This window comes from Pectinatus haikarae (assembly GCF_050916305.1).
GTDB lineage: Bacteria > Bacillota > Negativicutes > Selenomonadales > Selenomonadaceae > Pectinatus > Pectinatus haikarae.
On sequence record NZ_CP116940.1, the window covers coordinates 2451962 to 2477021 of the forward strand.

At 34.2% G+C, this 25060-nt stretch carries 21 protein-coding genes; 2 read left to right on the top strand and 19 right to left on the bottom strand.

Going from position 1 to position 25060, the window contains the following annotated elements:
* The first annotated feature begins 143 nt into the window (after nt 1-143).
* On the top strand, nt 144-470 hold the full coding sequence (locus NXG61_RS11865) for a YnfA family protein (protein WP_307225296.1): 327 nt from the start codon (nt 144-146) through the stop codon (nt 468-470).
* Nucleotides 471-491: 21 nt separating this feature from the next.
* Here the strand turns inward: NXG61_RS11865 and NXG61_RS11870 are convergent, their stop codons facing one another.
* The 10 genes from NXG61_RS11870 to NXG61_RS11915 form a co-directional block, all read right to left on the bottom strand.
* Nucleotides 492-1127, bottom strand: a complete 636-nt coding sequence (locus tag NXG61_RS11870; protein WP_307225297.1) for a glycosyltransferase — start codon at nt 1125-1127, stop codon at nt 492-494.
* Nucleotides 1111-1689 (bottom strand): hypothetical protein, encoded by a 579-nt coding sequence (locus tag NXG61_RS11875; protein ID WP_307225298.1) that lies wholly within the window; start codon nt 1687-1689, stop codon nt 1111-1113. Before NXG61_RS11875 ends, NXG61_RS11870 begins: the two co-directional genes overlap by 17 nt.
* Nucleotides 1690-1919: 230 nt before the next feature.
* Nucleotides 1920-3584 carry a hypothetical protein gene (locus NXG61_RS11880; RefSeq protein WP_432748939.1) on the bottom strand — a complete coding sequence of 555 codons (1665 nt, stop codon included), beginning with the start codon at nt 3582-3584 and terminating at the stop codon, nt 1920-1922.
* Between the two features lie 54 nt (nt 3585-3638).
* Nucleotides 3639-5318, bottom strand: a complete 1680-nt coding sequence (locus NXG61_RS11885) for a hypothetical protein (protein WP_432748940.1) — start codon at nt 5316-5318, stop codon at nt 3639-3641.
* A 47-nt stretch (nt 5319-5365) separates the two neighbouring features.
* The gene (gene rfbG / locus NXG61_RS11890) at nt 5366-6424 is read right to left on the bottom strand and encodes a CDP-glucose 4,6-dehydratase (protein WP_307225301.1); all 1059 of its coding nucleotides are present in this window, start codon (nt 6422-6424) and stop codon (nt 5366-5368) included.
* A 41-nt stretch (nt 6425-6465) separates the two neighbouring features.
* Entirely contained in the window at nt 6466-7251 is a 786-nt protein-coding gene (gene rfbF / locus NXG61_RS11895; RefSeq protein WP_307225302.1) for a glucose-1-phosphate cytidylyltransferase, read from the bottom strand.
* A 23-nt stretch (nt 7252-7274) separates the two neighbouring features.
* On the bottom strand, nt 7275-8633 hold the full coding sequence (gene rfbH / locus NXG61_RS11900) for a lipopolysaccharide biosynthesis protein RfbH (RefSeq protein WP_307225303.1): 1359 nt from the start codon (nt 8631-8633) through the stop codon (nt 7275-7277).
* 186 nt (nt 8634-8819) lie between these two features.
* Nucleotides 8820-9776: an FkbM family methyltransferase gene (locus NXG61_RS11905; protein ID WP_307225304.1), complete on the bottom strand. Its 957-nt coding sequence runs from the start codon at nt 9774-9776 to the stop codon at nt 8820-8822.
* A gap of 29 nt (nt 9777-9805) precedes the next feature.
* Nucleotides 9806-10876: an NAD-dependent epimerase/dehydratase family protein gene (locus NXG61_RS11910; RefSeq protein ID WP_307225305.1), complete on the bottom strand. Its 1071-nt coding sequence runs from the start codon at nt 10874-10876 to the stop codon at nt 9806-9808.
* Between the two features lie 54 nt (nt 10877-10930).
* Nucleotides 10931-12001 carry a radical SAM/SPASM domain-containing protein gene (locus NXG61_RS11915; RefSeq protein ID WP_307225306.1) on the bottom strand — a complete coding sequence of 357 codons (1071 nt, stop codon included), beginning with the start codon at nt 11999-12001 and terminating at the stop codon, nt 10931-10933.
* 124 nt (nt 12002-12125) lie between these two features.
* Here NXG61_RS11915 and NXG61_RS11920 point away from each other — a divergent pair, with 124 nt between their 5' ends.
* Entirely contained in the window at nt 12126-13166 is a 1041-nt protein-coding gene (locus NXG61_RS11920; protein ID WP_432748932.1) for an IS6 family transposase, read from the top strand.
* 123 nt (nt 13167-13289) lie between these two features.
* Here the strand turns inward: NXG61_RS11920 and NXG61_RS11925 are convergent, their stop codons facing one another.
* From NXG61_RS11925 to NXG61_RS11965, 9 genes are all read right to left on the bottom strand, one after another.
* Nucleotides 13290-14378, bottom strand: coding sequence for an AroB-related putative sugar phosphate phospholyase (cyclizing) (locus tag NXG61_RS11925; protein ID WP_307225360.1), 1089 nt, complete (start codon nt 14376-14378; stop codon nt 13290-13292).
* A 28-nt stretch (nt 14379-14406) separates the two neighbouring features.
* Nucleotides 14407-14868: a VOC family protein gene (locus tag NXG61_RS11930; protein WP_307225361.1), complete on the bottom strand. Its 462-nt coding sequence runs from the start codon at nt 14866-14868 to the stop codon at nt 14407-14409.
* A 9-nt stretch (nt 14869-14877) separates the two neighbouring features.
* Entirely contained in the window at nt 14878-16692 is a 1815-nt protein-coding gene (locus tag NXG61_RS11935; RefSeq protein WP_307225362.1) for a thiamine pyrophosphate-binding protein, read from the bottom strand.
* Between the two features lie 14 nt (nt 16693-16706).
* On the bottom strand, nt 16707-17450 hold the full coding sequence (locus NXG61_RS11940) for an SDR family NAD(P)-dependent oxidoreductase (RefSeq protein ID WP_307225363.1): 744 nt from the start codon (nt 17448-17450) through the stop codon (nt 16707-16709).
* A 73-nt stretch (nt 17451-17523) separates the two neighbouring features.
* Nucleotides 17524-19122, bottom strand: a complete 1599-nt coding sequence (locus tag NXG61_RS11945) for an aldolase catalytic domain-containing protein (RefSeq protein WP_432748941.1) — start codon at nt 19120-19122, stop codon at nt 17524-17526.
* A 52-nt stretch (nt 19123-19174) separates the two neighbouring features.
* The gene (locus NXG61_RS11950) at nt 19175-21346 is read right to left on the bottom strand and encodes a glycosyltransferase (RefSeq protein ID WP_307225365.1); all 2172 of its coding nucleotides are present in this window, start codon (nt 21344-21346) and stop codon (nt 19175-19177) included.
* Nucleotides 21346-22371, bottom strand: a complete 1026-nt coding sequence (locus NXG61_RS11955) for a CatB-related O-acetyltransferase (protein WP_307225366.1) — start codon at nt 22369-22371, stop codon at nt 21346-21348. The genes NXG61_RS11950 and NXG61_RS11955 overlap by 1 nt, the downstream gene beginning before the upstream one ends.
* A gap of 58 nt (nt 22372-22429) precedes the next feature.
* The gene (locus NXG61_RS11960; RefSeq protein WP_307225367.1) at nt 22430-23815 is read right to left on the bottom strand and encodes a bifunctional glycosyltransferase family 2 protein/class I SAM-dependent methyltransferase; all 1386 of its coding nucleotides are present in this window, start codon (nt 23813-23815) and stop codon (nt 22430-22432) included.
* A 68-nt stretch (nt 23816-23883) separates the two neighbouring features.
* Complete coding sequence (locus NXG61_RS11965; protein WP_307225368.1) at nt 23884-24978, bottom strand: tetratricopeptide repeat protein; 1095 nt, start codon at nt 24976-24978, stop codon at nt 23884-23886.
* Nucleotides 24979-25060: the final 82 nt, after the last annotated feature.

Here is a 25060-nt window from a genome sequence, read left to right on the forward strand (position 1 = left end):
TTTCGAACTAATTAATATCTTACTCAGCCTTACGCCTTTATGGTGTAAGGTCTTTTTTCTTTCAATCTGTATTTGCGGGATCATCCTGCAAACACCAAATATCATAATAATAGCACTTATATATTCATATAGAAAGAGTAAACATGGAAATTTTAAAATCGATCATCTATTTTATCATTGCCGGTATTTTCGAAATAGGCGGTGGTTATCTTATCTGGGAATACTTTAAAAATAACAAAGGCCCCCTTTACATGCTTCTGGGAGGCCTTGCGCTTATCCTGTACGGTATAATTCCCACCATGCAGACCGCCAGCTTTGGCAGAGTCTACGCTGCATACGGAGGAATATTTATTATTTTATCTATACTCTGGGGCTGGCTTATAGACGGTACAGCACCCGATCGATTTGATATCATAGGCTCGGTTGTTGCATTGACAGGAGTCCTTATTATAATGTACTGGCCGCGGTAATGACACTTTATAAAAATTTTCTTATGCATTTACCTTATACCAATTTTCCACAATTTCAGTTATATTATCCATTCTCGCCGCCCATGTATATGCTTCATCTGCCTTTTTATATGCCCGCATTGCTATTTTGTCTCTTAAATCTTGTTTCTGCAGCAATAAATGGACAGCTGATTCTATTCTATCCATATTCTCCCAATCAAATAATATTATATCCTGACCATTAACGAATACCTTATTCAGATAAGATCCATTTTCACTGATCACCACTGCTCCATTCAAGATTGCACTAAAAATACGTTCATGAATCCCCCCGTTTATACCGGCATTATCCTGGATGATCAGCTTGCTTCTTTCATACAAATTTATTATCTCGGAATAAGGAAGAACTCCATGATGAACCGTTCCTGATGTATGGTATATATCAGGCCAATTTCCGCATATATGCGCAAAAAGTCCCTTGTCTATTATATATTTCATACATTTTAAACGTCTATAAGCTTTTATATAACTGAATAGATCTGCAAAATATGGATATAATTGATCCATAGAAAAGGTTCCCAGCAAATGCCTGCTTTTAATAATAACATAAACGGCTTCCGACACTGCCGATGCATATGTCTCCATATAATCGGCCGTATCATTAAATCGATTTAACAAAAACAGGTATCATTTGTCTATTCCATTCACGAACTGGACTACCCGCAAAACTTCCTGAAAAAATAATATCAATATCTTTATCCTGACTACTTTTTTCGCTCTTGACCCCGCCAAAGAAAAAAGGATGAGTTTTAAACTGTTCCTTTTCCGACTGCAGCTGCTTAATATAAAAATTATCTATTCTTTCCAAATGCAAAATAATATTATTACGGTTATCGATTCCCGGCTCTGTTAAATATTTTGATAAAAAATGATAAGGCACTTCCGTCATTAGAGAAATATGCGGATAATTAAACAACTGACACAACAGTGTTCCATTCTCGCAAAGACCAATTCCAGCACTATTAAAACCTATAGAAAAATAAACTCTCTCTGATATAGCATTTTGTAAATCCTTTTGCCAATCCGTCATTCCAAAGTCAATTTTAATTGGAACACAATTTGCATTTGTTAAATATTTTTCTATCTCTTTGACAATACACCCGAAAAAATCAATATCGGTTGAATTATAATAAATCAAAACAATATTTTTATCCTTATTTGAATAAGTTTTCTTTTTCATTTACACGCTTTCACTATCCACTGCAGAGTATTATATTCATCACTGTCCGTTTTTGTTAATTTGTCTACAAACTTTTGATTAACTGTGAACATAAATCAAAAAGTAATATATAGGTTAATATAATGAACTATAAGAGGTTAGATAAAATTAATAATAATGATGTTCGTGAAATGAGAAGAGCTACCCAAATTATTTTGAGGGAACTTGATAGGCAGACTGATTCACCAGTTTCAGCCGATTATTAAATATTTATTCCAAACGTATTTATAAATATTTTCAATATCTTTTACATACGAAGTATAATCCATTAAAAAGCTTTTATTCATTTTATTTCTCAATGTTTTATGATAGACATCTATTAGTTTTATATTATTTGCCAAATATACAGCTTTATTTATATATTCCTGTGCCGAATAAGCAATCAATTCATCCGCCCCCATATTTTTCAATATGCTGCAGCCAAATCTTGCACCATGCCGCCTACCGCACAAGCTAATCAGAGGAACTCCCATATACAGTGTCTCACAAGAAGTAACACCGCCAGTATATGGATATGTATCCAGAGCAATATCAATATCATTGTATTCCTCCAAATATTCTTTTGTAAAAGAACGTAACACCACTCTTTCAGCATCTATCTCATATTTTTCCATAAGCTTACCAGCATATTGTCTTCCCTGATCATTGTCAAATATACTGCTCTTCAAAATTAGCCTGGCTGCAGGAATTTCATACAAAATTTTCGCCCACAAAGATAATATAAAATCGTTTACTTTATTAAAATTATTGAAGCAGCCAAAAGTGACAAAGCCATTTTTCAGGCAAGGCGCATCTGCCGTCTCAGGCATTTGCCCTAACGGCGTATAACATATATGGGAATGTGGCATACGTATTATTTTTTCGCAAAAATAGGAAGCTGCATTATCAGAAACACAATAACAATCGGATAAAAAATAATCAACAGTATCTAATCCTGTAGTATTAAAATAACCTATTCCGCTGATTTGCACCGGCGCAGGTCTGTATGCTAAAATTGGCAGACAATTATTGGCAGTATGCCCGGAAAAATCGAAAAGAATATTTATCTTATCATCATATATTAATTCAGCCGCCTTATCTGCTGAAAGCCCCTTGATATTACGCCAATTCGGATCGATCCGTTTTCGCAGTTTTTCTGTTATATCATCTTCAGCACCTGCGGAATAACAATAAACTTCAAATTGATTTTTTGTATAATTTAGCAACAGACTGGAGGTCCATGACAGTACAGGATGTCTACGGAAATCAGGAGATATATAACCGATTTTTATCTTTTTTTCAGATTTATTAATATCAAAATCATGATATTGCATATTATAATTAAAAAATTTTTGATAATTTATATGTAATTTATATACTGCCTTGTCATTGATATCATCAATATAATTCAACACAAATAACGCATTACTGTATTCCTCTATTTTTTTTGTATAGTCCTCCTCTTCTCGTGACGAGAATAAGAAATACCGACAAGCCTTTTTGCTTTTGCCAATTTTCACATAAGCAGAAGCCAGCATACTGTAAATTTCTGCCAGATATACCGCGTCGTGAATTTGACCAGTCTGTTTTTGTTGCCTAACAAACTGATCCGCTTTTACCAACAGCTTTATTTCATCGATATACAGTTTTTTATCTTTATATATATATGCCAACTGTATATATCCTGGCACATATTCCGGATTTTTTTTCAAAATATGTTCAATAATATATATGGCTTTATCATAATCAAACAGGTTTTTGTAAGAGACAGCCATTAATAATAAAACTTTTTCTTCATATTTATATTTACTTTTACTTAGCGATGCAATGCATTTTTCATATTCGCCGTTATCATAAAAGTACTGTCCTAACAACATATGAATATCCATCTTTTTTACTGACTATGTAGCCAATTTTCCTCCAGCATATATTTATAAATTTATTATTTTCAAAATTCGCTTAGCATAAACTTGCATTGCAGCATCATTAGGATGCAATGCTACGCCAGAATGCTGAACACAGTGTTCTTTTCCGTCATTATCTAAGACTGCACTATTGAGTCCCAGTTGATAGACATTCCCCTGAATATCGCTCAAATCCACAAATGATACATCAGTGCATTTACATACCCTCCTTTTTATATCGTCAATATTGTCGTTTTTCCAAAATTGTCCCACCATAATTAATTTTGCGTTTCCTGACAATGAGTTTTCCCTGATATATTTTATTAACTCACAAAAATCATTCTCTAATGTACTGAATTCACTTATATTTTCTCCTAATTGTAAAATAATAAAATTATATTCTCTATTTAAACATCGATCAAGTGATGGTAACACCTCTGCCCTGTCATAATACATAGTTTCCCATGAGGCCATATTTATTGACTCAAATTCAACATCATATCTGTGTTTTAAATTTTTTTCGATCAGATGTATATAATCCTTGCTCTGATTTGATGCTCCCATCCCCCATTCTCCCCACCAATACTCACAAACACCATGCATTGTAATGGAATTACCTATTGCTAAAAAACGAATCTTCTTTTTTTCATCAGTCAATAGTGTTTTTGTGGTATTGTTTTTTAATATTGATGAAAAAATGTCCCTGTTACCACCGTAAATTAATTTTATGCCATAATCAGCTCCATAATCGCTATATAGCAAACTGATAAAATCTTTTGTGGTAATAAGATAATCTATGGTACTCAAAATACTGTCAGAAACTTTTCCTTTTGTGTTATAAGAAAATAATAGCGGAGTATCCTTGCCTTTGGAAATAATATATTTATTTATTATCAGTTGAATCTTATCATCGGACATATTAACATCTATAATCAATGCTATTTTGTCCTTATAATCAAACATTTTTATATATTTATTGACAACATAATCTAAAAGTACTATATTTTCGGACTGAAGGGGAAAATATACTAAAATATACCCATTATCCTTCAGTTCATGTAAATGTACTCCCACTTCATCATTGTCATTATTTTGCTTTTTAACAAAATATTTATCAGCAAAATTTTCCACCTGTTCTTTTGTTGTAATTTTTTGCACAATTGATTGAATTTTTTCTTTATTCCAGTACCACCATTTAATTTTTTGTAATTTATTTATTACATCTCTGCTGAATCTATACTTAATAATTCTGGCAGGCGAACCACCCACTACAGCATACGGAGGAACATTTTCGGTAACAACAGAGCCTGCAGTTACACAGGCGCCATTTCCTATCTGTATTCCTCCCACAATTGTGCAGCCGCACCCAATCCATACATCATTCCCAATAATTAACTGATCCCTATTTCCATCATACAGTTCACTTTTACAATTCTTGACAAAATCATCCGTGGTATTAGTACCTAATTGCATCAGTGGATAAGTGGATAACGAATGAACATTATGATCCATTCCTATAAGAAAAACATTATTACAGAAAATTGAACAGTAATTACCAACAAGAATGTGTGAAGCGCTACTTCTTCCTTCATATGACATACTCTCAATGAAGCTTCCCTTACCTAGGGTAACAATATTATTCTCTGAAAATTTAATGCTACGAACTGTATTGGAAAATGGTTTTTTCATACAGATATTTGTTTGCATGAACATCAACCTCTTAATTCAATATAGTATATTCCCGAAATTTATTATTATATCATTTTCATATACGTTTCGATTTGTTTTAATGTCAGTTTATGCATATTATCGCCTCGCAAATAAGATTCATACCATAAGGCGGTACACTCTACTGCCTTATCAAGCGTCAAAACCGGCTGCCACTTCAATCTGCTGTGCGCCTTTGAACAATCCAATTTTAAATAACCGGCTTCATGCCTGCTATTGTCACTTGCGCATATCTCATAAGTGCCGTCCAATTTATCGCATAACATATCAATCACAGTCCTAACCTCGACAGCTGATTCATCATTCGGACCGAAATTCCAGCTTTCCGCAAATTGCTGTCCGTCGGAGTATAAATATTCCAACAATGATAAATAACCATGCAAAGCTTCAAGAACATGCTGCCAGGGACGGATCGCCTTTGGGCTACGTATTTTTATACATCGCTTTTCAGAAATTGCCTTAAAACAGTCAGGTATTAGTCTGTCTTTGGCCCAATCTCCTCCACCTATAACATTTCCTGCCCGCGCGCTTGCCAGTGCAACATTTGTTCTACCAAAAAAGGACTGACGATAAGCTGATGTGACAAGCTCTGCACAGGCCTTGCTTGATGAATACGGATCATAGCCGCCTAATCTGTCATTTTCCCTGTATCCCCAGCACCATTCATTATTTTCATAACATTTATCTGTAGTGATAATCAATGCGGCTTTTATATTATTGCAGCTTTTTATGCTTTCTAAAAAATTTACAGTTCCCAGTACATTAGTTTGATATGTGTAAATCGGATCATCATATGACCGCCTGACTAAAGGCTGGGCAGCCATATGTATTACTATATCGGGGTCGGATTCAGCCATGGCATTTTTCAAACTCTTAAAATCATTTATATCATTGATATATGAACTTTTGTAGCACTTTTCAACTGCGGCACAGTCAAACAGATTTTCCCCTGCGGGCGGCTTCAGCGAATATCCATAAAGCTGTGCGCCAAACTCAAAGAGCCATAGGGAAAGCCAACTCCCCTTAAAACCCGTATGTCCTGTTATAAATACTTTTTTCCCATGCCAAAAATTTTTATCAATCATATATTATCTTCCTAAATATCATTTTTATCGTAACATTAGTCTTATTTATCTGACCAAACTTTCCATGGTGCATCATTATTTTGCCATAATCTTTCTAAAACTATTTTTTCCCTTAACGTATCCATGCACTGCCAAAATCCGGTATGTTTATAACTCATTAGCTGCCCTTTATTTGCCAATTTCTCCAGTGGTTCATGCTCAAAAACCACATTATCATCGTCGTCTATATAATCAAAAACAGCCTGTTCCAGAACCATATAACCAGCATTGATCGGTATTCCATCATCAGATGCCTTTTCACGAAAAACATGAACTGCATCATCGCCGCCAATATCCAAAATTCCCTTTTGCTGTTTTTGCATAACTGCAGTAAGTGTAGCTATCTTATGCGCTTGTTTATGAAATTCCAACAACTTACGAATATTTACATCACAAACTCCATCGCCATAAGTCATCATAAATGATTCGTTACCAACATATTTTTGAATGCGTTTAATCCGCCCACCTGTCATAGTATTAAGACCTGTATCAACTACAGTGACTTTCCACGGTTCCGTATATTGGCTATGTACAATCATTTTATTGCCCTGCGTGAAATCAAAAGTAACATCAGAGGTATGCAAAAAATAATCGGCAAACCATTCCTTTATCATATGCTGCTTATATCCCGCACAAACTATAAATTCATTAAATCCATAATAGCTGTACTCTTTCATTATATGCCACAATATAGGCATTCCGCCGATTTCGACCATCGGTTTCGGCCTTATATCAGATTCTTCGGCAATTCGTGTGCCTAATCCACCGGCCAGTAAGACTACTTTCATAGAATCACGCCTTAAAAAAAATTTTAATTTATTTTTAGAAAATCTCTTATTGCTGTCAGCATAAAATTCAATTGTATTTCATCTATACCAGGATACACTCCCAACCAAAAAGTTTGTTCCATAATACGATCTGTATTATCCAGGCTACCGACTACTCTGTATAGTTCATTGTTACCTCGCATTTCATCAAAACACGGATGCTTGATAAGATTTCCGGCAAACAACATTCTTGTCTGAATATTATGTTCTTCTAAATATGCAACAATTTCATTTCTGCTGAAGCTTGCTGATTCACGCACCGTTATTAAAAAGCCGAACCAGCTTGGCTCACTATTTTGACTTGCTTCCGGTAAAATAAAATATTTATCCAAATCGCTTAAATGACCACGCAAAAATTGCCAATTTTCTTTCCTCCTTTTTATAAAAGAAGGAAGTTTTTTCAGCTGCGCGCAGCCAATGGCTGCCTGCATTTCCGTAACCTTCAGATTATAGCCGAAATGCGAATAAACATATTTATGATCATAGCCAAGCGGCAAATCAGCAAACTGCTGGGAAAATCTGTTTTGGCAGGTATCATCGTGTCCTGAAGCGCACCAACAGTCACGTCCCCAGTCACGGAAGGAATTTACGATTCTATGAAGCTGAGGATTATCTGTATATACCGCACCGCCTTCACCCATAGTCATATGGTGCGGTGGATAAAAGCTTGACGTTCCTATGTCACCTATTGTTCCGGTATACTTCCACGCGCCGTTTATATAATATTTACTGCCGAGAGCATCGCAGTTATCTTCTATCAGCCACAGATTATACTCATCACAAAACGACTTTACCGTCTGCAAATCAAAAGGATTGCCCAATGTATGTGCTACCATTACGGCTTTTGTCTTTTTACTATACGCCTTTTCCAGCATAGAAACATCTATATTATACTCAGGCAATGTGACATCTACAAATACAGGAACAGCGCCATATTGAATTATAGGTGCAACGGTAGTAGGAAATCCCGCCGCAACGGTAATGACCTCGTCTCCTTTTCTTATTCTTCTTTCACCTAGTTTTGCAGAAGTAAGTGCCATGAATGCCAGTAAATTAGCAGATGAACCCGAATTCGTCAACGAACAATATTTAACACCTAAAAAATCGGTAAAGCTGCTTTCAAATTCGGAACAATATCTGCCGGTAGTAAGCCAAAAATCAAGTGAGGCATCAACAAGATTAATTAATTCCGTTTCATCAAAAAAACGTCCGCCGTAATTAATCTTGTCACCGGGGATAAATTTGTTCTTTGCGGCAAAAGCACTGTTGTAATATTCCCTGACCGACGCAAGTATTTTCTCCCTTATTTTTGCTTGAGCTGTCATCTTTTTCTCTGCTGTCATCTTACGTTTCCTTTACTTTGCTTAGAGATTATTTATATATCCTACAACACAAAGTCATTATATTTTTCCATAAAGTAATTCACCATCACCAAGAATTCAAACACCACAATATATGTTTGATAAAAATACATTCAATTTTTTGATGATACAAATAATCAATTTAAGATATTATCGCAATGATACTATTTATTTATATCTGTCAATAATTTTTTGGTGCTTTTGTATATGAAAAAAGAAAAAATTTGTTTCTACTGTTTCATCATCCATCTTTTCAAAACTTTTTATTCTTCCGTTTTCTATAATAAAACATTTATATCCCCATTTTTTGAACAATAAAATTATTTCATTAGGATGATAGCCAAATCTTTTAGCATGTTTTCGCAACATCTCTGTATAAACAATTGGCTGGTATTTTCTAAAAAGCTTCTCACCTCCAGTAAATACCATCTTTTCTGCACCTTCAACATCACATTTTAGAAAATCAATATTCTGAATGTTATTTTTTTCTATAAAATCATCTAATTGCTCAACATGGCACACAATTTCTCGCACTTCCTCACCGATTACACCTTTGCCCACATTACCATGCTGCGCATAAAAAGAATCTGTAATAGGACGTAAAGAAGCAGCTTCACTTGCTGGTGGCACAAAAAATTTGAAATCATCTTTTTTATTATAAAATCCCATATTAAAGATCTCAATTCCATGTTGAACATCATTTAAGGTAATATTTTTCTGCATATTATTAAAAGTATCCTTAACTGGTTCAAAAGCATAAATTTTAGTGTTTGGCCATTTTGCATGAATGTTTAAACTAAACCATCCTACGTTAGCACCTATATCAAAAATAGTCCCAAATTCTGGAACTAAACATTGAATAAATGTCCAATCTTCATTCTCACTTTTCGATAATATAACTTCAGCTCTACATATTATTTGTGAAAAATCAAAATATAATTTCACGCCTGCTGCTGATAAAATAATGCCATTTTTCTGTATCTCTATAGATTCACACTCCTCACTGTCAGCTATAATTTTTTGACATTCTAAAAGAGGCAATAGTCGCTCACGCATCAGTTTCCAATACATTCGTTTACTACAATTTTGTTGTTTATAATTTGCCATTAACTCATTCATTTTCATTATAGCAATGTCCTTTTATTTATAAAAATTTATACGCCTTGTAAATATTTCAATACGCTACAAAACCCCATGTAACTATCATAATGGCATTCCCATCCTAATGTCATTAATTTTTCTTCTGTCAGCTTATTTGCCTTGTTATTTTTATTTTCTAAATAAGACTCAGAATCAATACGTTGTTTTTGTATTACCTTAAGATTCAACTCTGGACGCAGCCGAACCATCAATTCTGCTAACTCACTAATGCTGAGAAACTCTCTAGAATTACAGACATTATAAGCAGCCCCAACTTCACCTTCCAGCAATACTAACAAAAAACCTGCTATCGCATCTGCAATATAACAAAATGACCGTTTTGCTGTACCATTGCTTAACATTATAATATCTTTACCATAATAAATACATTTCATAAAAGCTGCAAATACTCTTGGGTCGTTCTCAATATCCATTGTTGGACCATATGTATGTCCAATGCGAACAATATGTGATGGTACTTTTCGTTCACTTGCAAATGTTGCACACCAAGTTTCTCCCATTCGCTTGCTTTCACCATAACAGCTATGCAGATCCAATGGATCCATACTTCCTGCGGTATCTTCCGTAATTGAATTTGACGATGGTATATATCCATAAATGTCTCCCGTACTAAAAAAGAGAAATCCCCTCACCTGTTGTTTTTGGGCAAATTGCAGCAAATAATAAGTACCAATGGCATTTGGTTCTGCAACTTCTATAGGCGTTAACTTATAATATTGAGGACTTGCCAAACTGGCCGCATGAATTATAAAATCTACTTTTCTCTTGATTTTTATAGGTTCTGTAAAATCATCATTAAGAATTTGAAAATATTTTTTTGCAGCATAAGAACCAAACCTTTGATGGCATTTCGCCTGATTCCGTACCAATGCAAGGATATCAATGTTAGCATTATGTATCTCATTTAAATAAATAAAAAAATACACTATATAAGATGCCAGCATTCCTGTTGCCCCTGTTATTAAAACTGTCTGATTATTAAAGTTACTCCAGTCAATATTACGTTGATAAATATCCTGCATATCCCGCTCAATGATAGCGCTTCCCATAAAATATTTATTCATAATAATACCCTTTCATTTATCCGAGTACATACAATTAACTGCATACGCAAATTTTTATTTTACAGATTTATCATCATAATGTAAGCGTTCAATTGGAAGGCTATCTAAGTTGTCTTCCCTGCTGTCCTTCAGTGGAATTTCACAAGTACCACATAGTACATGATTGCACCCTTTGTTTTTTAGTTGCATTACGCGAAAATCGTATAATTCTTTAGAATTCCAAATCTGTTCGAGTGATTTATACTTTATATTCCCCAGCAATGTATCCCGAGCCCAGTCTGTACAACAAACCACCACATCTCCGTTGCTCCGAATGGTCATATGCGTAAATGGATAGCGACATACTTTTCTCTTTTTATATGCTGCAGACTGAATATATGTTTCTTGCGCAATAGTTCCTTTAATTTTATCCCCATAAAGACGGTCAAGTGCGTTTTCTTTAAGTTTTGGTAATATCCATGGAATATCTATATATTGTTCATCTGTAATATTTTTATACATTTTTTTAAAAATATCATTTTCCTCACAATGAGTATCCATAATTTTGGCAGAAATATAAGGTTTATTCAATCCCTTTTTATCACGATAATTGCGCAAATAAGCTATATTATCCTGAATTTGTTTCGGCGTTACATTAGATTGTGTAATACGTTTTTGATTATCAGTATTCACTGAATAAATTGAAGCTCGTAAGTAATCTAGCCCATAAGTTACTATACTTCTGGATAATTCGGGCGTTAAAAGGGCCGCATTAGTAGTAATTTCTACTTGATGTGAAATATTTGCTGCCTTAATTTCACGTAACATTTCATCTATATGCGGATTAAGCAATGGTTCACCTGTTGAATACAATTTTATAAGTTTTATTTTTGCATTTTTTAGTTCACAAAAATCTTTAATATCCTGTAATATCTTATAAAACAATGTTAATTCCATATTCTGGAATGGTCCGCCATTTTTTTTATATTCATCAGTACTTTGCCAACACATCAAGCATTTAAAATTACAAATATTTGTCGGTTCAATACTAACGCATAAAGGGATATTTAAAGGCACCTTATCAATAAGTCGAATCCTATCTGATTGATAAGCTACTGAAAATGGTAACAATGTTTTTTTTTCCATAAAAAATTTCTCCTTATACAATCTTTCGTATTGTAAAGTTAAATGAAAGTTGAGGACTCGTCAGCCCTTCTGGTACAATAGTTTTATCACAAACACTGTACCTCCCGAAAGGAGACGAGTCCTCATGACAAAATCATATCAGATTTGCTGTCCAAAATGCAACAACCATCAAAACTTTTATCGTTATGGCAAAGATAAAGATGCAAACCAAAAATATCTTTGCCGTGTATGCGGGCATCAATTTGTACCATATGCCAATACAACCGGCAAATCAGGAAGGCCACGCATACGTTCTTACCCAATTTGCCCTATCTGCGGGAAGGCCATGTTTCTTCATCATGAACACAAGTATTATTCAAACTACCAATGTGGTGACAAGAAATGCGGTCATTCCCTTTTTGTCCCAAAACAAGCTGCTATTACAGCACCTTCTATGTCGAAATTGTCAGGAAAAACCAATTTCAAGCGAATGCGTTATCCTATGCATGTTATTCTGACAGCATTGTCAATGTTTTATTTAGGCAAGAATTCTTTCCGCAATATTGCTCTTATTATGCGTACGGTCATGAATATTCAGCTTTCTCACACCACCATCAGCAACTGGTGTACGAAATTTGCACCTTTGTTTCACAACATTGCACTTGAATTGATACCAACGCTCAATTTCGACTCCGATGAATGGCACGCGGACGAAACCGTGGTGAAAATCCGTAGCATGAAATATTATCTTTGGTTAATTGTGGACAGCGAAACACGTTTTGTCCTCGGCTTTCATCTTTCCAAACACCGGGATAGTCCTCAGGCTTTTTCCCTGCTTAATTCCGTTAAGCACCTTGGCAAACCCAGAGCCATTGTAACCGACCGTTACAGTGCCTACAAAGTTCCTGTAAAAGCAGTGCTGAATGTCAAACATATCCGTGTCCACAGCTTCAGTGACGATATCACCAACAACCTGATTGAATGCTTTAACAAGCAGTTCAAAGCATGGTATAAAACCAAACAGGGATTTTCTTCTTTCAATTCCGCCAACAACCTTATCGCGGTTTTTCTCTTTTTTTACAATTTTGTCCGTCCTCATTCCGCTCTTAACAGTTTGACTCCGTCACAAGTTGCAGGGCTCAATCTTTCTGCCAGAAGTAAATACAAGCTTTTGTTCGTTGCTTGAAGTATTTGGCTGTTTCTGTTTGTTAATCTTTCATGTTTACTTTATAAAGCTCAATCTTTTTTTACAAAACAAAAAGTTAACTTCTTAATGATCATTTTATCCAAATTAGTAACTATTGCATAGTTAATTTATATCTAATTCCACAATTAAATGACTTATAGCTCTATCTATCTCGCTGGTTCTAATATCCTTAAATACATCTAGCTGATGATTATTTTTGAGAAGGATTGCCGTAATAGATTGATTTGTTTGTTTCTTATCCTTGTGTATTGCTGAAATAATTGAATTTAATATAAACCACTCTTTTTTTATTTCAATGTCCTGTAAAATTTTGCGACAAATTTTTTCAATACGGGCCGCATATTCTATTGAAATAAATTTACGCTGCACAGAAATATTATTTGCTGTGACCATTCCAAGAACCACAGCCAAACCGTGTGGTATTTTGTACTCACTTGTTGTTTCATATGCATGACCAAAAGTATGTGCAAAATTTAATAAAATACGACTATTTTTGTCAAATTCATCTTCCTCAATAAAATTTTTTTTAAATTCAAGTGAAGACCTGATATAAGTAAAAAGTTTCATATAATTATGTTTTAATATTTCATCAATATCTTTTTCTATATGCTCAATACCACTTTCACCGATAATGGTATTAAATTTTACCACCTCACCCAAGCCGCTGCAATAATCACGTAATGTAAGCGTATGAAAAAATTGTGAATAGATTTTGATTTTATCGGGAGGATAAAAAGAACCAAGTAAATTTTTAAATCCTTTATAATTTAATGATGATTTTCCACCGATGCAACTATCACATGCTGCCAGCAGCGTAGTTGGATAAAATGTCCAATATATACCGCGATATAAGCAACTTGCTACAAAACCTGTGATATCTTGAATAATTCCTCCACCGATAGATATAATATGCGTGTTCCGTTTTGATGGCATGTTCGTCATTTTCTCGCAAATATCAAGCACTGTCCAAATATTTTTTTTATTTTCATTCGCTTCTACTAAGAATAACCTCTCCTTCGGAAAACACGGTAACTTATCTCTATATAAATCAAAGACTCTGTTGTCTAATACAAAAAAAGTTTCTGACCGTCGCACAAAATCCATAACATCTGAAAGTGTCTCGCTAAATTCCACATTATATGTTTTAAAATGCGATTTGATATCTATATTGTAATGAAAATTTTCATTCATAAATATTCGCCCTTACCACTGTTACATTTTATTTATTACAGCTTTCAATCAATTCTAACCAATTTCCTTCCGGGTCTTTACAAAAACAACACTTATTGCCATTCTCCATTGTGTGGACTACCGTATATTGCTTTCCATGCTGTAATAGAATTTTATCTATTGTTTCCTCCATATTATCTATTCCAAATCCGAGGTGTAAACACCCCGGAGTATATATATTCATAGTTGAATTATTTTTAACCATACACTGTAATGGAGCTGTGACTTGAATCAATTCCAACATATCACCCATACCAGTCTTTTTCCCTTGATCAGTGATCAATTTTGTAACTAAAATTGATACATTTACATGTCTTAACAAATCAATTAATAATGCATCTTCCTGTTCAATTTTCTCGCAGATAGGATACATGTGAAATACGTACTTATAAAATTCTGTTTCTTTATCCAGATTTTCCACATATAAACCTGTATGTCTCAATTGGGCCATAAAAACCTCCTATTGATCTTCCTCCATTAATGGAATATACATATTCTCCTTTAACTCTTCTCTGGACAAAAATGGCGCCATATCTTCAAGAGGAGGACTAAATAACGTTCCATTAGGCAATCTTTTTGTTGCTGATTTCGGCTCAAATTTTTGGCCGATTGAGACACATACTTCACAAACAATATAAGAAGTTTCATCTAAAATTTTTTGAATATCATTTTTTAAATTTTTATTACTATCAATACACATGTATGGTATTCCAAAAGCATGCGCCACTTTTTTGAAATTGGGGAATTCCAAATCTCTGCTGTCTGGGCCAACACCAACAAGATCATTATGAAAAACATTAGTCTGCGTTTGCCGAATCTGATGATAACCATTATTGTTGATAACAAACAATTTAATAGGCAGCTTATTTGTCACCATCGTTTGCAATTCCTGCAAATTCATCATAATACTACCGTCACCCTCTATACAAATAACAGCACTTTTATCATTTGCAATACAGGCACCAATTGCTGCTGGTAAACCATATCCCATTGAGGACAGACCGCAATTCATAATAAATCGATCTCCCTTTTTTATATAATAAGACTGGCTGCCAACCACGCTGGCTGAACCATTAGCCACTACTGTAACAGTATTCTTTGACAGCATATGGCTGAGGTTTCCCATGAATCCATATATATTAACTAAACCTTGCTCCTGATATTGCCATTTTTGGACAACCGGATACTTTTCTTTCCATATGTTGCATTGCTTTATCCATCTTTCAGTACAAAATATATCAGCATCGCAAACTGCCTCAAGTAGTGCTGTCATGAAAATAGATGCATCTGCACATATGGGTAAATCAGCACGTATAGTCTGTTTTTTCAATTCCTCTGAATCAATATCCACTACAATTGTATAAGCAGCGCGGGCCCAGGTCTTCACGTTATACCCTACTTGATAAATATTCAATCGTGTCCCTACACAAATTAACATATCACTGTTCTGCACTGCAAAATTTCCAGCACGATCCCCCATGATACCGCCTCGCCCACAATAATATGAACTATCTGAATCTATTAAATCAATACTATCCCAGCAAGTCACTACTGGTATTTTTAAAAGGCTGACAAGCCGTTGCAGAAGTTTTGCTCCCCCTGACAGGCGAATACCATTACCCACATATAAAACTGGTCTCTCAGCCATTTTAAGCCTATCTATTATATCAGCAGCAGTAACATTAAGATCATGATTAATTATTGGAATATTTTCAGGTTTATAAGCAGGTAAATTATCTGTTTCAATACAAGCACCCTGGATATCCAGCGGAATATCCAGCCAGCAGGGGCCCTGTCTTCCATTAAGTGCTATAAAATAAGCTTTTTCCAGACAATATCGTATTCGCTGAGGATCTATAATCATTTCAGCGTATTTTGTCATGTTATCAACTGCCGATATAATATCAAATTCTTGATTACCCAGTGTCCGTAATTTCAATCCACTATATTTTACTGTCAGCGTTGTTTTCGTCTGACCAGATATAACAAGCATAGGAATAGAATCCTGATATGCTCCCGTGACTCCATTCAATGCATTAATAGCGCCGGGGCCGCTTGTTACACAGACTAAAGCCATTTTGTTATGTATCCTGGCATAAGCCTCAGCGGCAATAGACGCAGCTTGTTCATGGTGATTATATATGCAATGCAGTTTCGGATGATGCCCTAAAGAATCATTTAAGTACATGGCACCACCGCCAACTACTGAAAAAACCTGGTCAATTCCTTTTTCAACAAAAAAATGGGCAATATAATCAGCTATTCTTATTTTCAATCTGTTTCCCCCTGTCACTTTAATGATGCTCCACCATCAACTGGCAGTGTGACTCCCGTTATATATGAAGCATCATTTGATACCAGAAAAAGTGCTGCTTTTGCAATTTCTTCTGGACGTGCTACGCGTTTCATCGGTATATTGTCAAAACGGGAAAAATCTCTATTTGTATAGATAGGTGTATCAGTAATACCTGGACACAAACAGTTTACTCTTACTGATGGTGAATAATTTAATGCGCACAACTTTGTAAATTGAATAAGAGCAGCTTTTGATGAAGCATATAAATATGTTTTTTGTCCGGCGATATGGGATTGCAATCCGGCAACTGATGAATTGTTCAGAATTACTCCACGACTTATTTCCAACATAGGCATAAAGGCTTTTGTCATTTCTATTACAGATTTGAGATTTGTTTTATATACTATATTCCACACTTCATCAGTAATTTCTTGCAGCGAGGATGTGACAAAAACTCCAGCATTATTAAATAAAATATCCAATTTGCCATATTGTTGCTTCACAGATTGCTGCAATATTTCGATGTCAGATTCTAGTGAAACATCACATGGAAAAAATCTTGCCCGTTTAGATCCATTTTCTGCATTAAGCAAGTTGACAGTGGCTTCTCCATGTTTGATATTACGTCCAACACATATAACATCAGCACCTTCTTTAGCAAAGAGGATTGCTGATGCCTTCCCAATTCCGGAAGTGCCACCCGTAATCAAAGCTATTTTCCCGTTCAGCTTTCCCATTCCTGCATTCCCCACATACCCTTAGTTTTTTATCTCCATACAATGAAGCTCCATTTGTATCCATGCTAATAATTTATTTGCTATAATGTGATTTTGTCACAAATTCTACATTGACTTTATCTGCAAGTGCCGTTAAAAAGGTTTTAACATAATTATTCAAATATGCTGCTTTTCTTTTGACAAAACCATATTCTCGACTTGTATCAAAATAATTATCACTGCATTCAGAATAACCATCAAAACCTGCAAGATATACTTTTTCTATACCAATTTTAATCATTGCCTTCAGTAACATAACCAGAGAATTATCAATAATTTCTGTCTGCTCATCAATTAACGATCTATAATTAAGCACATAATTAAAATAACCTGCTGTTTTTGTGACGTTTGAAGTTGCGATAATATTTACTTTATTATTTATACCTTTCTTTAAATCAGTCAGGAGTTGTGTATAACGCTTAGATTTTGTGAGAAATACAGCATCTATTTCTATATCTGATGGCGCATAATTAACTGCAATAATCAATGGAGAGTTATCTTTAATAAAATTTTTAACGCGCCGCTTCTGATGTTTAATATTACTGCCAGGACCAATCAATAAAATTTTATGATTCTTAAATTGTTCCTTTAGACTACTAAGTGCATTCCTATCATCACAAAAAATATTTTGATAATCTAGATATATTTTTTCCGCATAATTTTCATCGTACATTAGTTTTTTACTTATCTTAATATTACCTAATATATCCATAATCTGTTTTACAGATAAAGTTTTTTTATTCATCAAATATGACACATAATTAGGATGGCAGTGCGTTGATGCCGCAATATAAAAAAACATATTATACCCCCAATGCTGTTTGGTATAAATGTCCATAATCACATTGTCAATTGCCTCCAATGCTTGAGTTATATCATAATTTTTCTCTTTCCGTTCATTCATATGCATCATTAAAAGCTCTATAGGTGCATTCCCTGCACTTTTACCAATACCATACAATGTCCCATCTAATAAAAGATCGTGTTTTGTATCTGCTGACAAGAAACTCTTACCATTAGCGTATGCAAGTTGAAAATTATTATGAGCATGAAACCCTATCTTTATACGCTCATCTATATATGTATCTAAAATATGGAAAATATGCAATAACTTTTTCTCATTAAGAAGTCCATACGTATCAACCATTGAAGTAGCATATGGCATAATCGAATTTACAATTTTAGCATATTCTTGTAGTTTCTCATCAGTATAGGTGGTAATAGAAACCATTTGTGCGAAAACTTTATAACCCAACCCTTGCAGTTGCTTGCAAAATTGCAAAGCTTCATACATAAGATGTTCCTTAAAAATAACTCTGATTCCATCTAAAAATGTTTCTGCACAAGGTTGAATATGCATTATATCACAGGTTCCGTAATCTATCATTGCGACAATGACCGCATTACCTTTATTTAAACCTGAGAAAATTTTATTGACCGACTGCGTATCCGGCATAATCGTTCTGTTAGTGTCAAATGAACGACGCTCATCTAAAAAACCGATCTCTATAAATTCCGCACCAGAACTTACAAGCCGTTCAAAAATTTCTGCAATTTTATCATGCCCAAATTCCCAATCATTGACATAACCGCCGTCACGAAGTGTGCAATCTAACAATTGAGCAATCTTCATTTTTTTATCCTTCATAATAAATTTAATTTATCCATTTAAACCACACATTTTTCTAGAATTTTTTCATAATCTCTTTGCCTTCTTCATAATAAGGTTCATCTTTATAATATTTACTATATATTTCCATAATATTATTATCTATTTTCCACCGTGTCTCTCTATTTTTTATAATATTAAGCCACGGTAAAATCATATTCTCTAAGACATTTTTTTTATCCATATGCAGTGTGTTTAAATCTAATCCATGCCCTAAAAAACTGTTCAATATATCGAAATATTCCTGAATGAACACGCGACATAAATTTTCCTTGCTATTATTATCTATTTTTTTATTGCTAAATACAGACTCGCCGGAATCTTTTTTGAATATTGCTCCATATAAAATAGAAAAATTAGGATTTTTTTCCAAAATGCTAAGTTGCATATAGACCTGCTCTAATAATGTATCACAAAATTTATCCTTATTATCAACTTGTTCAAACAAGTCACGTCTCATAACCAAAGCAGATATATAGGTTGTAATAAAAGATACCTTCCTAATAAATTCATTTATACCTCGTCCATGAAAAACCTTGAACACATTATCATTATATCCTAATAAACTTATAATAGAAGAATCTCTATGTGAATATATGCAATGCACTAAATTATATATAGTATCCGGAGAAAAATAATCATCATCGCCAAGAACAATAACATATTCACCAATGGCATTTTCCCATATTATTTTAAAATTTTTCTTAGGGCCTAAGTTAACAATATTTCTGCTATAGCGGAAATTACTATACTTACCTTTATATTTTTTCGTTATACTTGGTGTATCATCCTCAGAGCAATTATCAGATACAAATATTTCAAATAATGGATCGTCGCCAATTTCATCGTAAATTGATTTCAAACATTTCTTTAAGTAATAAGACCGATTAAAAGTAGGAATGCCTATGGTCAATACAGGCCGGGTATTTTTTCTTTTTTCAATAAGAGTCTCCAGCATTTTATCGCCATCAACTGCGGTCCATTTTCCAAGCTGTATATCAAAAAAAGTTGTGACGGTTGAAGGACTTCCTTCGACAACACAATAATCCGGAATATTATTTCTTATAACACTGTTTGCCCTGATCAGACAGCCTCGCCCTATATATACATTCCCTTCAATGACAACATTTGCCTCTACCCTTGTTCCTCTGCCGATAGTGATTTTATTGACAGCGCAATCAGTCTTTTGCTGCCTGACCGGAATTCCTACCGATGCATAGTCATAATTATATGCAGTTATATAAACATTTTCCGACAAATTCACATGCTTTTCTAAATGTATTTTTTCTGTAGCCAATAATGTACAATTTCTGCCTATACGACAATCGTCCTCAATTATAATATTTGGTACATGGTCAAGTTTATCCGAAATCTTTAATAATGTGTTGGAATCAATATAAACCCTGTCACCAATAAATATTTTATTTGCAGGATTCATATCGCAGTATGGCATTATTTGAGAATTATTGCCAAAGCTATACAATAAATGCTTAACCCTGTCTTTATGAATTAAAGCATTCATATAAACTGCATATTTTTCGTAAAAGGACGCCGGAAAATTCGCACAGTTACCACGTGAATTACTCTTATCCATATCAAGAGTCCAAGGTTTTAACTGCTTAGGAACAACCACCTTCAATTTTTGTCTAATAAATTCCATTGAACATGAAACATTATAGTATAATTCCATATCCGGTAATTCTTCCCGCCAAAGTAAATCATGCTGTGTTGCAAGCATGATATTACTTACACTCTGGACAGTTTCATATTTTGAGGCAATTTGATTATATTTGCAGTTTTGAATTCTATTGCTCTTATCTAAATAATAGTATTCTCCATATCTACAAGTGGATGCCTGATCATCTTCAAGCACTGGTATCTGCTTAATACCACTAACACCAATAAGTCCTACGGTTTCATCAGCCTTAAAAATCTCCAGCATGTCTAACAAAAAATTTTTATTAGAAAAATATGTATTTTCGCTTATATAAATTTTATATTTGGCATCTGATTGCTGCAGAATATAATTATATATTTGAAGTCTATTTACTCCGTCTCCCCTTTTCCATGTTTTTACTTTTGCAGTATATCCATTTGGGATATGCAGCCCCCTGATGGAGTTCACGCACCGCTGATAATTAACACCATCAATTTGCTCTATTATAAACAATATTTCATGTGCGTCCACTATAATGTCTCCCCAAAGATATTTTCATCTAAACCATAAATCAAATTCTTTTTATAATCATTGGCATAATCTGCGCATATTGAAGCTATATCTTCTTTGCTGGTAATAAAAAAATCAACATTTTTCATAATTTCTAGAGAAAAAATTTTTTCACCGTAGTGGCTGAGAATCAGTGGTGTATCGTAACCATTAGCGACAATTAAATCATTAACCACTTGTATTTCTTTAGCATGAGAATCATGTTTATAAAATTCAAATATAAGTGCGATTTTATCTCTTGCGGTAAATTGTCTTAAATATTTGATAAGAACATTTTTCCACACAGGAATAAGTGTTTCTTCAAAATCTGCAACTAAATAATACAGCATGTATCCTTCTTTTTTCATTTGCTGCAATTGTAATATTATATCTCGTTCACGAAAAACATCTGTATTATCATTATAAAACTGATCTATAAAATTTTGAGGTGTTTCCATTAAAGATAAGTTATTTTTAATTTTAACCACATCCCAATACCACCATTTTATAGTCTGTAATCGCTCTATAATATTCTGTGAAAATCTATACTTAATCACTTTAGCCGGATTTCCGACTGCGATAGCGTAAGGCGGTATATCACCCGCTACAACTGAGCCTGCCCCTATAACGGCACCGTTGCCAATATGGACCCCCCCTAATATCATGACGTCACAACCGATCCATACATCACTGCCTATAATAATCTGATAATGATTTGCGGCAAATTCGTGATTTACGGTTCCTGTACCATCTTTTACCGCCAAATCCCCAAAAGGATATGATGATACTTTTTTGTAATTATGATTAAGTCCTATCTCAAAAACCAAACGATGCCCTAAAGAAGAATATCGTCCGATAAGAAGGTGCGCCTTTGGACTGCCATATTCAAAGCTTCCGTTCACCAAATAGGAACCAGGGCCTAAAGTAACGAGAGTTTGCTGATTTTCACCGACATATAATTTTCGGACGCTGGAGTCGAAATTGGCGTAGTTAATTTCTGAAATCATAGTATAGCTTCTTTCCTGAATTTTAATACTGGAGCAAAATATCATAGTTTATTAAACTTCAATGGTTTTGCATATGTATGACATAACGGTACACTTTAAGCTCCCACACTTTCTCCTGTGGCGTCAAATTCACCGATAACAATTGATTTACCAGCGAATTATTGAATTCTGCATCTTCTGGTATTCTAGTCAATGCTTCACATTTTTTTATCACAACTCCCGCCATATTGGCAAGTTTACTCAACGATTTCAAATTGAAAAAACGTAAATGTTCTTGTGTAAAAGCATTTCCCAGCAAACTGTTTTCATATTCCCATTCGCCTGATAAAAGCTTCCTTATATTTTCATAATGCATTATATTATGGCAGCTTGCAATAATATATCCATCATTCTTTATATAAGGTTTTATTTTTTTCAGTACAGATAATGGATTTATTACGCAAGACAATAAATCCGGCAAAACTATATAATCAAAAAAATTTTCTGTATACTGCAAATCCATTGTTTCAATATCACCGCAAACAGTTGGAAAATAATGACTGGTAATTTTTGCTGCTTTCGGAGCTTTATCTATACCATAAACAGACACATCTGGGAATTTCGCTTTTATTTCCAATAATGAAGCTCCGCATGCACAGCCAATTTCCAATATCCTTGCATTTGGTTTTAATTCAATATGCTGATATTCCTCTAAATTCATTGTCGATGAGATAAAATTTATTCCCCATTTATCAAAGAATCTTTTTTGATTATCTAAAAGGATATCAGCATATTTCTGATCATATGCTTTAAATGATGTACCGCCAAAATGATGGATGAATGTATCATTGCACTGCAATAAATCGTAACCTGCCTCTATGATTCTCAAAGAGTAGTCATCATCCTCAAAATTTCCAGGGAAAAATCTTTCATCCAGCCCCCCGACCATATCAACTACTGATTTTTTTATCAGCATACAAAAACCTATAAGTTTTACTTTTTTTTTCCATGCAGCAGGATCACAAAACCTATTATACTTTCTGCCAAATTCAAGCGCCCGCAATAAGTTATTATTTTCATAATCCACTTTTATAACCTGCCAGTTCGAACAACTGTTGCTTACGGGACCAACGGCACCTATTTCATCAGAGCTGTATAAAGCAGTTCTTAAATTATCCAGCCAATTCGGCATGACTATAGTATCATTATTGAGCAGTAATATTTCCGTACCGGAAGCTTCTTTTATTCCCTGATTACAGCCGGCAGCAAATCCCTTATTTGTCTCATTTAAAACAACTTTTATATCCTCCTGAGCCTTTAACCACTGCGGCGTTAAATCAGCAGATGCATTATCCACCACAATCAATTCGTATTTTTCGGTATATTTTCTTATGCTTTTAATACAGATTTTCGTATATTTCAATTGATTATGTGTCAATATTATAATGCTTGTTTTTCTGAACATATAAGTTAATATCTCCATTCTAATAAAATACCTCTAAAGAAAGCCCTTAGAGGTATTTTTATCATCATTCATTGCCCGTCGCATTTTTTTAATAAATCACAGAGCATAAAGTCCTTATTTTTAACAGCCTGTAATGCGATTTTCGCCTTTCCTTTATCTCCCTGTTCAAAAAAAACAAAGCCGATATTCTTTAAAATAAGATCATCCTGATCGTCAATAGCAAGTGCCTCCTGCAATATTTTTATCGCATCACTAAATCTATTATTTTCATAGTAACTTGCCGCAATGTAGTTATACAGCAGTATCTTTTTAGTTAAGCTTATATGCAGGCTGTTCACACCTTCAGTTATCACAGCTGAAGGATACCTCATAACAAAAGCAAAATCTTTATCTGAAATATTTCCTCCATTCGCCATCTCCTGCAAGATACCGTCAATTTTTTCTTCCCTCTGACTATCGTCAGGACCTATCTCTGTTTCATCCGTCAATGTATTATTTTCAATTTCTATGTGATTATTCTCATTATCAGTAAAGATATTTTCCACTTTATCAACGAATTTTTCTTCCTCAAAATCCGCCTCAGGAAGTATATCTTCCTTCTCCATCCCTTTTGCTATATTAGGGAATTTTTCAGCAATTTCATCAGACTCATAGGTTAACTCAATATAAAATACCATGTCATCAGTTGATTTTTTCTGTTCCTCAGAGAAAAGATCACTGTCATTACCTAAAATCTTATTTAATATCTCTGCCATTTTATCCATTTTGTCATCAGTAGAATATATCTTCGCCAAAAAGATCAGTGTATCCAAATCACCGCTTTTATTATAAGAATTAGCTGCCCACGTTTCAGCCCGCGCATAATCCTGTGTATCATAATAAATTTGTGCCAAATCAAGCATCAAATCGGCATCGGTGTGCCCTGCATTAAACAAGCTGATTATTTTTTCCATTACAGCATTATATTTTCGTTCTTTTTTCAATTCAACAATTTCTTTTCTGCAGCGCTCAACATCTTCCTGTGTCAATATCTTTTCAATATTCAAATCGTCCGTTGGTATATTGTTCATTATATTATCATCCCTGTATTCAGTCTTTTTCCCGGCGGTAAATTTATTCACGCTGCCATTTTTAGAAATTTTCTTTTTACCTTTTTTCTTCATTAGAATTCACCACTCAAAATATATTTATATATAAAAAAATTCGCTGTTTTTATCCAATTACCTGCTTTGCTGCCAAATATTG

What these genes read in the sequence shown, in the direction of transcription:
- NXG61_RS11885 (WP_432748940.1), bottom strand. Translation starts at nt 5,318, where the DNA reads ATGCAAACAAATATCTGTATGAAAAAACCATTTTCCAATACAGTTCGT.
- NXG61_RS11930 (WP_307225361.1), bottom strand. Translation starts at nt 14,868, where the DNA reads ATGGCCCAATTGAGACATACAGGTTTATATGTGGAAAATCTGGATAAA.
- NXG61_RS11875 (WP_307225298.1), bottom strand. Translation starts at nt 1,689, where the DNA reads ATGAAAAAGAAAACTTATTCAAATAAGGATAAAAATATTGTTTTGATT.
- NXG61_RS11945 (WP_432748941.1), bottom strand. Translation starts at nt 19,122, where the DNA reads ATGAAGATTGCTCAATTGTTAGATTGCACACTTCGTGACGGCGGTTAT.
- NXG61_RS11955 (WP_307225366.1), bottom strand. Translation starts at nt 22,371, where the DNA reads ATGATTTCAGAAATTAACTACGCCAATTTCGACTCCAGCGTCCGAAAA.
- NXG61_RS11920 (WP_432748932.1), top strand. Translation starts at nt 12,126, where the DNA reads ATGACAAAATCATATCAGATTTGCTGTCCAAAATGCAACAACCATCAA.
- NXG61_RS11910 (WP_307225305.1), bottom strand. Translation starts at nt 10,876, where the DNA reads ATGAATAAATATTTTATGGGAAGCGCTATCATTGAGCGGGATATGCAG.
- NXG61_RS11940 (WP_307225363.1), bottom strand. Translation starts at nt 17,450, where the DNA reads ATGGGAAAGCTGAACGGGAAAATAGCTTTGATTACGGGTGGCACTTCC.
- rfbH (WP_307225303.1), bottom strand. Translation starts at nt 8,633, where the DNA reads ATGACAGCAGAGAAAAAGATGACAGCTCAAGCAAAAATAAGGGAGAAA.
- NXG61_RS11880 (WP_432748939.1), bottom strand. Translation starts at nt 3,584, where the DNA reads ATGTTGTTAGGACAGTACTTTTATGATAACGGCGAATATGAAAAATGC.
- NXG61_RS11905 (WP_307225304.1), bottom strand. Translation starts at nt 9,776, where the DNA reads ATGAAAATGAATGAGTTAATGGCAAATTATAAACAACAAAATTGTAGT.
- NXG61_RS11965 (WP_307225368.1), bottom strand. Translation starts at nt 24,978, where the DNA reads ATGAAGAAAAAAGGTAAAAAGAAAATTTCTAAAAATGGCAGCGTGAAT.
- NXG61_RS11960 (WP_307225367.1), bottom strand. Translation starts at nt 23,815, where the DNA reads ATGTTCAGAAAAACAAGCATTATAATATTGACACATAATCAATTGAAA.
- NXG61_RS11865 (WP_307225296.1), top strand. Translation starts at nt 144, where the DNA reads ATGGAAATTTTAAAATCGATCATCTATTTTATCATTGCCGGTATTTTC.
- rfbF (WP_307225302.1), bottom strand. Translation starts at nt 7,251, where the DNA reads ATGAAAGTAGTCTTACTGGCCGGTGGATTAGGCACACGAATTGCCGAA.
- NXG61_RS11915 (WP_307225306.1), bottom strand. Translation starts at nt 12,001, where the DNA reads ATGGAAAAAAAAACATTGTTACCATTTTCAGTAGCTTATCAATCAGAT.
- NXG61_RS11925 (WP_307225360.1), bottom strand. Translation starts at nt 14,378, where the DNA reads ATGAATGAAAATTTTCATTACAATATAGATATCAAATCGCATTTTAAA.
- rfbG (WP_307225301.1), bottom strand. Translation starts at nt 6,424, where the DNA reads ATGATTGATAAAAATTTTTGGCATGGGAAAAAAGTATTTATAACAGGA.